We start from the raw sequence: 13397 nt of genomic DNA on the forward strand, positions 1-13397 counted from the left end.
TATCTACAAAACGCACGAACTCATTCAACATTGCCAAGGCAGTTTTGAAAGAGTCAGTGTGTGTAATATTGAGCTCATCAAAGATTGATGGGGCTTAAAGTTACTTACCTACGCGAATGACTATTTTCCCGAAATGAGAGCTCTGTTGCATGTGTTGTAGTGCTGTCTCTATTTGATTTAGATCAAATTCTGAGTCAATTACTGGTTTAATTTTGTCATTTTCAAATGCTTTAAACCAATGAGCATGAGCCAATTTCCAAAGCCTCGATTTTTCTTTAATGCTTTGTGACCTGAGTACAAATCCAAATATTTGTAACCTTTTTTGCATGAGCAATGCCAGACTGCATTCTACTTTGCTTCCCTTAAGGCAAGCGATTTGGATTAATTTACCTTGAGGTTTCAGCAAATGTAAGTGTTTGTTAAAATAATCCCCACCGACAAAGTCAATAATCAAATCGACAGAATTATCCTCAATTAATAATTCAAAATCCTGTTCTTTGTAATGAATGACTTGATCCGCGCCCAAGGCCTGTGCTTTTTCTATTTTACTTGAATCACCGACTGTAGTTATCACTCTAGCTGTTGTTAATTTTGCCATTTGTATGGCTAATGAGGCTATTCCGCTTCCTGCGCCATGAATCAATAATGTTTGTCCTGCACTTAGGGCACCTAAATCGTACAAGGTCGCATAGACTGTCGTTAATGCTTCCGGGAGTGCTGCAGCAAGTAAAAAATTCCAATGGGTGGGAATGTGATGAGCTAAAGAAGCTTCTACCGGACAGATTTCAGCATAGCCTCCACTCCCTACAAGACCATAAATTTTATCACCCGGTTTAAACTGCTTTACCTTGGCTCCACTGGCTATTACTTCTCCGGCCACTTCTAGTCCGGGTATGTCGGATTCTCCCGGAGGAGGAGGGTATTTACCATATTTTTGCATTAAATCAGCTCTATTCAATGCGGTGGCTTTGACACGCACAAGAATTTGAGATTCGTTAAAACCAGGATTTGGACCCTCGACAAGGGCTAACTCACTATGAGGCCCTGGATTATTAATTTGTATGTAATGCAAGATAAGTTCCTTTTTAAGGTAAGAATGCATAGTATGATAATTTACTATATTATATCTTTTACAACTCGCATAATGATTTAAAATCGATATAATCTTATTTTAAACTATTGCGATGATACTTATCTTTTTAACAACTACATGGTTAGTTAATGTCTAAATTTAATCATCAGAGTTTATTTGCCTGGCTATTTATAATTCCTCAGCTGGTAGTTACTATTATTTTTTTTATTTGGCCTGCATGCAGCGCTTTACTGCAATCCTTTTTCTATACTGATGCATTTGGTTTGCATAAGCACTTTGCAGGATTTACCAATTTCTTTGACTTATTTCTTGATCCCGCTTATGCAAAAGCCCTATGGGTTACTTTTGTAATTGCAGGTAGTGTCACGTTTATTACTATGAGTTCAGGGCTTTTGATGGCCACTTTAGTAAATTATAGAGGCAAAAGCCAAGGAATTTATAAGACTTTATTAATATGGCCTTATGCAATAGCTCCTGCTGTTGCCGCAATACTTTGGCGATTTTTATGTCATCCCACGTTAGGATGGTTGACTCAGGCGCTGGAGTTTTTGGGAATTCATTTTAATTATGTCAATGACGCGAATCAGGCTTTAGTGGTTGTCATTTTAACTGCCAGTTGGCAACAATTTAGTTACAATTTTTTATTTTATTTTGCTGCTCTTAAAGCAGTTCCTCAGACATTAGTTGATGCAGCAATCATGGATGGAGCTAATGCATGGCAACGATTCTGGCAAATAATTTTCCCCATCCTGTCGCCCACCACCTTTTTTCTGTTACTAATGAATTTAATTTATGGTTTTTTCGATACATTTGGAATTATTCAAGTCATGACACACGGCGGTCCTGGAAATAGCACGACTAACTTAATCTATAAGGTATATGAAGACGGTTTTGAGGGAATGGATTTGGGTAGTTCATCAGCCCAATCTGTATTATTAATGATTATTGTAATTGCTGTGTCCTTATTACAATTTAAATACCTTGAAAAAAAGGTTCATTACGAATGAGACAATTAAAACGTTTTGGGTCGCATGGATTAATATTATTATTTATAGGATTAATGATGATGCCTTTGTACTTGGCCCTAGTTGCTGCAAGTAATGAAGGAACTGCCATGATGCATTCTCAGTTGCCATTGATTCCAGGGACTTCATTTTTCAAAAATATTAAAAGTGTGCTGACTGAAGGTTTGGCTGTAACTGGCGGTGAACCTATCACTTCCATGCTAATTAATAGCTTATTCATGGCTTTTATCATTGCAGTAGGCAAGATTATTCTGGCTTTGGGATCTGCTTTTGCATTGGTATATTTTGATTTTCCTTTTAAAAAATCTTGTTTTGCCTTGATATTTGCAACGATGATGTTGCCAGTGGAAGTAAGAATAGTGCCCACTTTTCAAGTTGTTGCTTCATTTGGTCTATTGAACTCATTTTCTGGGCTAACCTTGCCATTATTAGCATCAGCAACTGGAACTTTTTTATTTCGTCAGTTTTTTAAAACCATATCTAAAGAACTGGTTGATGCCGCCAAATTAGATGGCGCAGGCCCATTAAGATTTTTTATTGATATCGTGTTACCTTTATCAAGAATCCAAATTTCCGCCTTGTTTGTAATCTTATTTGTCTACGGCTGGAATCAATATTTATGGCCTTTAGTCATCACGACAGAAACTAAAATGACGACTATTGTGATGGGAATTCGTTATTTGGCAGGTGTAGCGGATCAAGTGCCGGAATGGCACTATATTATGGCCGTTGCATTGATCGCACTTGTCCCACCTTGCATGGTGGTTATGCTGATGCAACGTTGGTTCGAAAAGGGATTGAAATAATGGCAACACTGAATTTGATCGATGTGTCAAAACAGGTCGGACAAACAACCATTTTGAATCGAATTAATATTGATATCAAAAAGGGCGAATTCATGGTTGTTGTTGGCCCATCCGGTTGTGGTAAATCAACCTTGTTGCGATTGATAGCAGGGCTTGATGTTTTAAGCTCAGGAAAAATACTTATTAATAATCAATGTGTTAATGATACAGTAGCCGCGAAAAGAGACATGGCGATGGTATTTCAAAATTATGCTCTTTATCCTCATATGACTGTCTTTGAGAATATGGCTTATGGCTTGAAGTTGAGGCGTTTCAGTAAAGCAGATATTAATAAAAGAGTGACTGAAGTAGCTAATTTATTGCATTTGACACCTTATCTGGACAGGAAGCCTCAAGCACTGTCTGGGGGACAGAGGCAGCGAGTAGCGATGGGTAGGGCTATTGTGCGGTCTCCAGCAGTATATTTATTTGATGAACCATTGTCTAATCTGGATGCAAAATTACGGACTGAAATGCGGCATGAAATTAAACGATTGCATCAACAATTTAATACGACCAGTTTATATGTTACTCATGATCAAACTGAAGCAATGACTATGGCTGATAGAATTTTGGTGCTTAATCATGGCGAAGTTGAGCAAATTGGAACACCACAAGAACTGTATCGTAGTCCGGCTACGCAGTTTGTAGCAGGATTTACCGGACACTACCCTATTAATTTTATTTCCGGCAAATACGATAAGAAAACGGATTGTATTCAAACCAACATAGGGATAGCTTATTCAGCCCCCAATTGGCTTCATTCCATTGAAGATAATGCGGATCTTACTTTGGCCATTCGCCCCGAACACATTCAACTATGTTCCAGTCAGAGTAAAGAGGCTGTTGAACTTCATGTAGAATTTGTTGATGATATGGGGGCTGATAAATTGATTCAGGCAAAATGTGTAAAAAATAGTGAACAGATTAATTTGAGGATTTCAGCAGAGCAGGTGGTTTCAAACAGACAATTACATGTAGAGCTACCCAAATTGAAGTTGCATGTATTTGATCAGAGAACAGGAAAACGTGTGGGAGAGTGGCGTGGCTAAAGAAAAAAATAAACTAAAACCAATTGATGCTCCTATCTATAGTTATTGGCAAGCACTGTATATGTCTTTTTATTCAAAGAGACTTTTTGTTGATGTCGGAAAACATTGGCGTGGAATTGGTTTGATTTATCTATTATTGGTTATTGCTATTTGTTCAATACCGTTTTCTATAAGAATTGCTTCTGATTTTAATAAAACGTTTAATCAGCAAATCATTGAGCCTTTACTGCAACTGCCGACTGTTTATGTACAAAATGGTAATGTTATTTTTGATAAACCAATGCCCTATTTAATCAAAAATGATAGGAATCAGGTAGTAATCATTATAGACACAACAGGACAAGTGACTGATTTCACAGAGAAATATCCTTACCTTAATATTCTGATTAAGAAAAATAGTATTAATTTTTTATTGCCAACACCGGAATTATTGGGTAGCAGTCCGGTAAATGAACAGAAAGGGGTTCCTATTGTTCAGCCATTAGATAAAGAAATGAATATGGTATTTGATGGCAAAAAAATTATTCAGGATAATGCGATTACTGGTTTGAAATATGCCTCTCAATTGATGATATATCCAATAGTGGTTGCTATTTTATATTCGATTATGGTGACTGTATTGCTGGTCATTGCCTTTTTAGGACAAGTGTTTTCCAGAATCTTTTTTTCGTTCACTATATCCTTTAAAAAATCCAGCCGACTGTTGATGGTCGCATCAACGCCAATGTTGGTGGTTTTGGTAATCATGTTATCACTTCATTTTATTTTTCCAGGATTTGGAGTGATTTTGCTGATATTAATGGCAGCCTATTACAGTTACGGTGTCTATGGTCTCCGAGATGAAAGCAGGAAAATGGTGCTCAAATGAGAGATTTAATCCATTTTGCTCACGGCAATGGATTCCCGTCACTATGTTACAAACAGTTACTAGAGCAGCTGGAAACTCGTTTTGACTATTGTTTTATAGATAGAATTGGCCATGATCCTGATTATCCCGTAGGAGAAAACTGGTATAACCTGGTTACTGAGATCATTGCAAGCATCAAACGACAAGCAGGGCAACCAGTGATTGCAGTTGGTCATTCTTTAGGTGGAGTGCTGAGCTTGCTCGCTGCGATAGAACAGCCGCAATTATTTAAAGCGGTCATTATGCTAGACTCACCTCTCATTGGTGCTTTTAAATCAAGCATGGTGAGATTGGCTAAGGCGTTAGGTATCATAGACAGAGTAACTCCAGCTTTTAAAACAAAGAAAAGGCGTGAGCATTGGCAAAACTATGAACAATTAATTTCCTATTTAAAAACCAGGGATTTATTTAAAACATTTACAGAAGAATGTTTGAATGACTATATTAAATATGGTTTAGAATATAAAGAGGATGGATACTATTTGCGTTTTGACAGGCATATTGAATATCAAATATATAGAACAATTCCGCATGTTATTCCTCGCTATAAAGGTAAACTTATAGTTCCCGCCGCATTAATCTATGGCGACAAGAGTACTGTGGTTGGTAGAATGGACATTCGGTATATGAAAAATCATTTTAATGTAAAATGTTTTAAAACCATGGGTACACATTTATTTCCAATGGAGCACCCTGAAGCTGTAGGTAAGCTAATTATAGAAGTTGTTGATGCTATAATTTGATTAGACATCTTAACAGGTTTGCAGATTTTGTTATCGAACAAAAAGTCTATTAAATTCTTTAATTTGGATTAGCCTATAATAAGGAGAATGTTGTGTCAGAACTCATATTAATACTAGCAACAATTGGTGCGGCTGGAATTCTATTAACCCGACAGGCATCAATATCTGTATGGGCTATTAGTTATACTATTTTTCTTGGCTTGGTTTTGCAATTCGGTTCTCCTGGCCTATTGTCGCAAATCGTATTATGGGCAATTGAGGCGGTATTAATTCTAGGCTCTATTAAGCCTTTAAGAAGGGAAGTGTTATCAAAACATTTATTTCAAATAATCAAAAAAACCATGCCTTCTATGTCTACTACTGAACGAGAGGCCTTGGAAGCGGGTACAGTGAGTTGGGAAGGAGATTTATTTAGTGGCAATCCTAATTTTTCTCTATTAAGGAATGCCCCGACTGTCCTGTTAACCGAAGAAGAGCAGTCTTTTATAGATGGTCCTGTGAATACACTTTGTGAAATGTTAGATGATTGGGATATTACTCATAATAGAACGGATCTTCCTCCCGAGGTTTGGCAATTTATAAAAGAGAATCGTTTTCTGGGAATGATAATTCCAAAGCAGTATGGCGGACTTGGATTTTCTGCTACTGCCCAGATGTCAATTTTGGTAAAAATTTACGGTCGTTCTATTACTGCTGCTACAACTATTTCGGTACCCAATTCACTAGGTCCTGGTGAATTACTTTTAAAGTATGGAACAGAAGAGCAAAAAAATTATTACTTGCCAAGATTGGCCGATGGGAGAGAGATACCATGTTTTGCATTGACGGGACCTAATGCTGGCTCCGATGCGGCTTCTATCCCTGATAAAGGTGTTGTTTGTCGGCAGGAGTTCAATGGTGAGTTGGTATTGGGAGTTCGTTTAAATTGGGACAAACGATATATTACCTTGTGCCCGGTAGCAACTGTTATTGGTTTGGCGTTTAGAATGTTTGATCCAGACAACCTGCTGGGCAAAGGTGAAGATATTGGTATTTCTTGTGCGCTTATTCCTGCAACAACTCCCGGGATCACAAAGGGGCGCAGGCATTTCCCTTTAAATACCGGTTTTTTAAACGGTCCAACTCAAGGCAAAGACGTTTTTATTCCTCTTGATTATTTGATTGGTGGAGCTTCCATGGCAGGTCAAGGGTGGCGAATGTTAATGGAGTGCTTGAGTGCGGGGCGTGCAATCTCTTTGCCGTCAAGCGCCAGTGGAGGTGCTCAAGCCGTCGCATTAGCATCTGGTGCTTATGCCAGAATTCGTAAACAATTCAACCAACCAATTGGGAAGTTCGAGGGGATAGAGGAACCTCTTGCCAGAATAGCTTCAGCTGCTTACATCATTGATTCTTCTTTAACTATGGCTGCAGCGGCTATAGATCATGGGGCAAAACCCTCTGTTGCAGGGGCAATTTTAAAGTATCATACTACTGAAAGAGCAAGACAACTTGCACTGGACGGAATGGATATTCATGGTGGGAAAGGAATATGTCTTGGTCCAAATAATTATATCGGAAGAGGATATCAAGGCTCTCCTATTGGCATTACGGTGGAAGGTGCCAATATTTTAACCAGGAGCTTAATTATTTTCGGACAAGGAGCAATACGTTGCCATCCTTATGTTTTCAAAGAGTTAGAAAGTGTTAGAAACAATGATTTAGTTGCGTTTGATGATTCTTTTTTTGCTCATGTGGGTTTTGTTATTACTAACTTTACAAAGTCACTTATTTTTGGATGGACCGATGCTCGTTTTAGCAAATCTCCAGCCAGTTCAGTAAAAAGGTATTATCAATTAATTCATAAGTACAGCTCCAATCTGGCCTTTTTGGCAGATTTTTCAATGATTGTTTTAGGTGGTGAGTTAAAACGAAAAGAAAAACTATCAGCACGTTTAGGTGACATGTTGAGTTGTTTATACATGGCTTCCGCTGTTTTAAAACGATTTTATGAGGATGGGGAACCTCGTGCCGATTTACCCGTTGTTCATTGGAGCTGTCAACAGTTATTGCATGAGTGTGAAATGGCTATGCACGGAGTAATCATTAATTTTCCGGCACGCTGGGCAAGATTTGTCTTGTCATTTGTTCTAAAACCACTAGGTAACAGAAGACACAAACCGGATGATAAATTAGGTCATAAGGTAGCAAGAATACTGATAGAACCTAATGAAACAAGAAGTCGAATCACGAGATTGGTTTATAAGAAACCCGGAGATAACTGTCCCTTGGGAAGGATGGAGGAAGCATTCCATAAGATTTGTGCAGTTGAAGAATTGGAGCGTAAAGTGATGAAGGCTGTTAAAGATAATATGCTGCACTCATTGACGTTCCAAGAACAAATATGGGAAGCGCTTGATCGTCAAATATTGACTCCAGTTGAAGCGAAGCAACTAGAAGAGGCGGAGCAGGCCAGACAGGATGTCATAAGGGTGGATGATTTTGCTGATGAGGATCTGCGTCGTCCAGTGTTATTTGGCGAGAAGGTAAAATCAGAAAAAAAGATTCCAGCTAAAGATGGCATTGAAACTGAAACGGCTTAATAACTTACGGGATTCTTTTCAATAAACTTGGGTAGGGTTATATGATGTAATCCTGCCCAACAATTAGTGTCTCTTAAATAGTTTCCCATATATCAAATTTAGTTTTAATTAAATTGAATTTTATACACAGAACCATTGAGGAAGGGTATAGATATAAAGCTCAACTCATTTTAGGTTTTCATTTCAAACACTTTGAAATATTTTTGAGGGGAATATTTTAATATGAATATTAAGTAGGCAGGTAAAATACATTATTTGATAATGTAATATGTCCCTTTAAATATAAAAAACATAAAGGAATTAGGCGTTCGTGTCTTCCAAAGATTTATCTGGCATTGTAATGTTTAGTTCGAGAACGGCACTGTCTTCCATACGTTCCAGATTAACACTCACTTGATCCCGGCTTATATTAACGTATTTTGCTATAACTGCAAGAATTTCCTCCTGCAGTTTAGGTAAATAGTCGGGGGTATTGCGTTGAGAACGTTCATGAGAAATGATTATTTGTAAACGCTCTTTAGCAACAGATGCGGTAGAGGCTCTTCTGCGTAAGTAATTAAATATACTCATATTGTCACTTCCTCCTTGTTTTTACTGAATAAGCGACGAAATATTCCTTTTTTATCATTACTTATAAAACGCATGGGTCTTTCTTCACCCAAAAAACGTGCTATGGCATCTTGATAAGCAATACCTGCATCGCTTGATTCATCCAGTATAACTGGTGTGCCAGTATTTGAGGCTTTAAGAACTGATTTGGACTCTGGGATAACACCAATTAAAGGAATAGCTAATATTTCCTTTACATCGGTTACAGACAACATTTCACCTCGTTCTACTCGCTCAGGATCATAGCGTGTCAGTAACAAGTGTTCTTGTACAGGGGCTTTATTTTCTATCGCTCTTTTGGTTTTGCTGGCTAATATTCCCAGAATTCTATCTGAGTCTCTAACAGAAGACACTTCAGGATTAGTAACAACAATGGCATGATCAGCAAAATACATCGCCATAAGTGCTCCCGTTTCAATTCCAGCAGGGGAATCGCAAATAATGAAATCAAAATCTTTTGCTAGCTCATTTAGAGTCTTTTCAACTCCTTCCAGAGTTAATGCATCTTTATCACGAGTTTGCGATGCAGGCAGTATGCAAAGATTAGGAACCCGTTTATCTTTGATTAGTGCCTGGTTTAAATTAGCTTCACCATTAATAACGTTGATGAAGTCATATACTACACGTCTTTCGCAGCCCATGATGATATCCAGGTTTCTTAAACCAATATCAAAATCAATAACAACAGTTTTATGCCCTAAGAGTGCAAGTCCCGAAGAAATCGCCGCTGATGAAGTGGTTTTACCTACTCCGCCTTTCCCAGATGTAATTACTATTATTTTAGCCAACGCTGAACCCTTCCTATTTTTTCGATTCAACACAATATTTAACCAACAGTTTACACGTTATTCATTCATTAATTCAAGTTATCCATTACTTAATTGTTATAAAAACTAATTAAAGAATTGTAGTGATATATTTATATAATAAATGTTTAAAATTTTTAATGTTTGTAGTAAACTATTTGGTTATTTAATTACTGGAGTGAGATAAAATGCCTCTATCCATTGTGCAACAATCATTAACTTTTGACGATGTTTTGCTAGTTCCTGCCCACTCAACTATTTTACCCAAAGATGTTTCATTGAAAACCAAATTAACTCGCGCCATTCACCTTAACATGCCTTTAATTTCAGCAGCAATGGATACAGTGACTGAAGCAAGGTTAGCTATAGCCTTGGCACAAGAAGGTGGTTTGGGGATTATTCATAAGAATATGAGTATCGCTGATCAAGCAGAAGAAGTCAGAAGAGTTAAAAAATTTGAAAGCGGTATGGTGAAAGATCCTATTTCTGTAACTCCTGACTTGACAGTTAAAGAATTGCTTGCGGTCATGACAAAATATAATTTTTCAGGGGTGCCAGTGGTCGATGGTAAGCATTTGGTAGGCATAGTAACCAGTCGAGATATTCGTTTTGAAACAAATATGGATTTAACTGTGGCACAAGTAATGACTCCCAAAGGGCGTTTGGTTACTGTAAAAGAAGGAGCAAGTAGAGAAGAAGTCAGAAGTTTGCTCCATAAGCACCGAATAGAAAAATTATTGGTAGTGAATGAGAATTTTGAGTTACGTGGACTCATTACAGTAAAAGACATACAAAAAGCAAAAGACAATCCCTATGCTTGTAAAGACAGTTTTGAGCAGCTAAGAGTTGGGGCTGCTGTTGGTGTTGGTGAAGGGACCGATGAGCGAGTTGCAGCTCTGGTTGAAGCTGGAGTTGATGTCATAGTAGTTGATACAGCACACGGACATTCCCAGGGCGTATTAAATCGTGTGAAATGGATTAAAAAGAATTACCCTGATGTACAAGTCATAGGTGGTAATATTGCAACCGCTGCTGCCGCAAGAGATTTATATGAGGCGGGGGCTGATGCTGTAAAAGTTGGAATAGGGCCAGGATCAATTTGTACCACTCGTATCGTTACCGGTGTTGGTATCCCGCAAATCAGTGCTATAGCAAATGTGGCACAAGAACTTAAAGGGATAATTCCTGTGATAGCCGATGGAGGAATACGTTTTTCTGGTGATGTTTGTAAAGCGTTGGCTGCCGGTGCTGATACTGTAATGCTTGGCAGTATGTTTGCAGGTACGGAAGAATCTCCTGGTGAAATTGAATTATATCAGGGGCGTACTTATAAGAATTACAGAGGTATGGGTTCCATTGGAGCAATGTCATTAGCTCAGGGATCAAGTGACCGCTATTTTCAAGATGCTTCTCTGGGTACAGAAAAACTGGTTCCTGAAGGTATTGAGGGAAGGGTACCTTATAAAGGACCGGTTCAAACCATAATTCATCAATTATTAGGTGGTTTACGCTCCTGCATGGGCTATACCGGTTGTGCTACTATCGAGGAATTGCATTCTAAAACTGAATTTGTGCAGGTGACTAATGCTGGTATGCGTGAGTCACATGTGCATGATGTGAGTATTACCAAGCAAGCTCCCAATTATCAAGTGGATAATTAATAATGAATGATTTGAAAAAAAGCCCATTATTAATATTAGATTTTGGTTCTCAATATACCCAATTAATTGCGAGACGCGTTCGAGAAATGGGGGTTTATTGTGAAATTTATCCTTATCATATTAATCATGAACAATTTAAAAAAATAAATCCTTGTGGTGTGATTTTATCAGGAGGTCCTTCCACAGTCACGCATGATGCTAATCCCAGGGCTCCTCAATGGCTATTTGATAGTGGTTTGCCCTTGCTGGGTATTTGCTACGGGATGCAGACAATGGCTGTACAACTTGGCGGCCAAGTGCATTCATCGGCGTTAAGAGAGTTTGGTTATGCCGAGTTGCGCTTGCATGGCCATAGTCAATTATTAAATAATATCGAAGATCGTACCGCGATGGATGGCAGCGCTCTACTGGATGTATGGATGAGCCATGGTGATAAAGTCACTGAGTTACCGCCAGGTTTTAAAGTGATATGTGAAACACGTAATGCACCAATTGCAGGTATGGCTGATGAAAGTCGTCAAATGTATGGTTTGCAATTTCATCCAGAAGTTACTCATACCTTGCAAGGTTTAAGAATTTTACAACGTTTTGTCGTAGATATTTGTAAAGCACCAACAGACTGGACTCCAGAGCATATTATTGATGAAGCCATTAATAAAATCAGAGAACAGGTAGGAGCTGAAAAAGTTTTACTGGGCCTATCCGGGGGCGTTGATTCTTCTGTTGTAGCTGCATTGCTGCATAGAGCCATTGGAGAACAACTGGTTTGTGTTTTTGTTGATACAGGTTTACTCAGACTTAATGAATCAGAGCAAGTGTTGAGTATGTTCGGTCGTCATATGGGAATACACATTATCGCAGTCAATGCAGAGGATAAATTTTTAACCGCCTTGAAGGGAGTGACTTGTCCAGAGGAAAAGAGGAAAATTATTGGGCGGACATTTATTGAAGTATTTGATGATGAAGCGCAGAAACTGACTGATATAAAGTGGCTTGCTCAAGGCACAATCTATCCAGATGTCATAGAATCTGCAGCAACAAGTACTAATGATGCGGCTGTGGTTATTAAATCTCATCATAATGTGGGTGGTTTACCTGATACCTTAAATCTTAAATTGCTGGAGCCTATTCGTGAACTTTTTAAAGATGAAGTTCGTAAAGTAGGTCTGGAATTGGGACTTCCGCATGACATGATCTATCGTCATCCATTTCCTGGGCCAGGATTAGGTGTAAGAATTTTAGCCGAAGTAAAAAAAGAATACGCAGATATATTACGTAGGGCTGATGCTATTTTTATTGAAGAACTGCATAACGCGCAACTTTATCATAAAGTCAGTCAGGCATTTGCTGTTTTTTTACCTGTAAAGAGCGTTGGTGTGATGGGTGATGGACGCCGCTACGACTATGTAATTTGTTTGAGAGCTGTTGAGACAATTGATTTTATGACTGCCCATTGGTCTCAATTGCCTTGGGATTTTTTAGGGAAAGTATCTAATCGAATTATTAATGAAGTAGAGGGCGTGTCACGCGTAACTTACGATATTTCTGGCAAACCACCTGCTACTATTGAATGGGAATGATTGATAAATTTTGGATGCAACTGGCCTATGAGCAAGCTGTTTTAGCTCGTAATGAAGGGGAAGTCCCTGTTGGGGCTGTATTGGTTGGCAAAGACAACCAATTATTAGGCGTTGGTAGAAATGTTATTGAGAAAAGCCATGATCCCTCTGATCATGCTGAAATCAGGGCAATACGACAAGCCGCGAGAAAATTAAATAATCATAGATTATTAGATACAACGCTTTATGTTACTCTTGAACCCTGTGTTATGTGTGCGGGGCTTTTGGTTCACGCACGCATAAAGCGCCTGGTATTTGCTACCCGAGATTTTAAAACGGGAGCGGCCGGCTCCATATTTAATGTTTTACATACTCTCAATCATTCGGTATTAATAGACGAGGGGATTATGCAGGAAGAGTGCTCTCAATTGCTGTCTGATTTTTTCCGAAAACTTCGCCAGTAATTTATCTTTACATAGGGCGTGTTGACAATTGCCCCCGCCTACGTGCCTCGGCTT

12 protein-coding genes are annotated in these 13397 nt (G+C 38.5%); 9 read left to right on the top strand and 3 right to left on the bottom strand.

Annotated features, from left to right (window positions below):
- Positions 1-100: 100 nt before the first annotated feature.
- Complete coding sequence (locus tag CC34_RS0114400) at positions 101-1102, bottom strand: NAD(P)H-quinone oxidoreductase (RefSeq protein WP_080272152.1); 1002 nt, start codon at positions 1100-1102, stop codon at positions 101-103.
- A 119-nt stretch (positions 1103-1221) separates the two neighbouring features.
- Between CC34_RS0114400 and CC34_RS0114405 the strand changes: the two genes are divergently transcribed.
- From CC34_RS0114405 to CC34_RS0114430, 6 genes are all read left to right on the top strand, one after another.
- The gene (locus CC34_RS0114405) at positions 1222-2100 is read left to right on the top strand and encodes an ABC transporter permease subunit (RefSeq protein ID WP_028379646.1); all 879 of its coding nucleotides are present in this window, start codon (positions 1222-1224) and stop codon (positions 2098-2100) included.
- The gene (ugpE, locus tag CC34_RS0114410) at positions 2097-2924 is read left to right on the top strand and encodes a sn-glycerol-3-phosphate ABC transporter permease UgpE (RefSeq protein WP_028379647.1); all 828 of its coding nucleotides are present in this window, start codon (positions 2097-2099) and stop codon (positions 2922-2924) included. Before CC34_RS0114405 ends, ugpE begins: the two co-directional genes overlap by 4 nt.
- Positions 2924-4015, top strand: coding sequence for an ABC transporter ATP-binding protein (locus CC34_RS0114415; protein ID WP_027227895.1), 1092 nt, complete (start codon positions 2924-2926; stop codon positions 4013-4015). Before ugpE ends, CC34_RS0114415 begins: the two co-directional genes overlap by 1 nt.
- A complete protein-coding gene (locus CC34_RS0114420) occupies positions 3966-4883 on the top strand; it encodes a DUF1189 family protein (RefSeq protein ID WP_080272153.1) in 918 nt (305 codons plus the stop codon). The genes CC34_RS0114415 and CC34_RS0114420 overlap by 50 nt, the downstream gene beginning before the upstream one ends.
- Positions 4880-5665, top strand: a complete 786-nt coding sequence (locus tag CC34_RS0114425) for an alpha/beta fold hydrolase (RefSeq protein WP_027227897.1) — start codon at positions 4880-4882, stop codon at positions 5663-5665. Before CC34_RS0114420 ends, CC34_RS0114425 begins: the two co-directional genes overlap by 4 nt.
- Before the next feature lie 92 nt (positions 5666-5757).
- Complete coding sequence (locus CC34_RS0114430; protein WP_028378121.1) at positions 5758-8244, top strand: acyl-CoA dehydrogenase; 2487 nt, start codon at positions 5758-5760, stop codon at positions 8242-8244.
- A 300-nt stretch (positions 8245-8544) separates the two neighbouring features.
- Here CC34_RS0114430 and minE read toward each other — a convergent pair whose 3' ends face one another.
- Positions 8545-8814, bottom strand: a complete 270-nt coding sequence (minE, locus tag CC34_RS0114435) for a cell division topological specificity factor MinE (protein ID WP_027221909.1) — start codon at positions 8812-8814, stop codon at positions 8545-8547.
- The gene (minD, locus tag CC34_RS0114440) at positions 8811-9641 is read right to left on the bottom strand and encodes a septum site-determining protein MinD (protein ID WP_027227899.1); all 831 of its coding nucleotides are present in this window, start codon (positions 9639-9641) and stop codon (positions 8811-8813) included. The genes minE and minD overlap by 4 nt, the downstream gene beginning before the upstream one ends.
- Positions 9642-9847: 206 nt before the next feature.
- On the opposite strand from minD, the gene guaB reads away from it, so the two are divergent.
- Genes guaB through tadA form a run of 3 tightly spaced genes read left to right on the top strand, consistent with a single transcriptional unit; the run spans position 9848 to position 13343 of the window.
- Complete coding sequence (gene guaB, locus CC34_RS0114445) at positions 9848-11320, top strand: IMP dehydrogenase (RefSeq protein WP_027227900.1); 1473 nt, start codon at positions 9848-9850, stop codon at positions 11318-11320.
- Between the two features lie 2 nt (positions 11321-11322).
- Entirely contained in the window at positions 11323-12900 is a 1578-nt protein-coding gene (gene guaA, locus CC34_RS0114450; protein WP_032833173.1) for a glutamine-hydrolyzing GMP synthase, read from the top strand.
- Positions 12897-13343 (top strand): tRNA adenosine(34) deaminase TadA, encoded by a 447-nt coding sequence (gene tadA, locus CC34_RS0114455; protein ID WP_027227902.1) that lies wholly within the window; start codon positions 12897-12899, stop codon positions 13341-13343. The genes guaA and tadA overlap by 4 nt, the downstream gene beginning before the upstream one ends.
- Positions 13344-13397: the final 54 nt, after the last annotated feature.

It is taken from the genome of Legionella pneumophila subsp. fraseri (assembly GCF_000586315.1).
In the GTDB taxonomy this organism is placed as follows: Bacteria; Pseudomonadota; Gammaproteobacteria; order Legionellales; family Legionellaceae; genus Legionella; species Legionella pneumophila_B.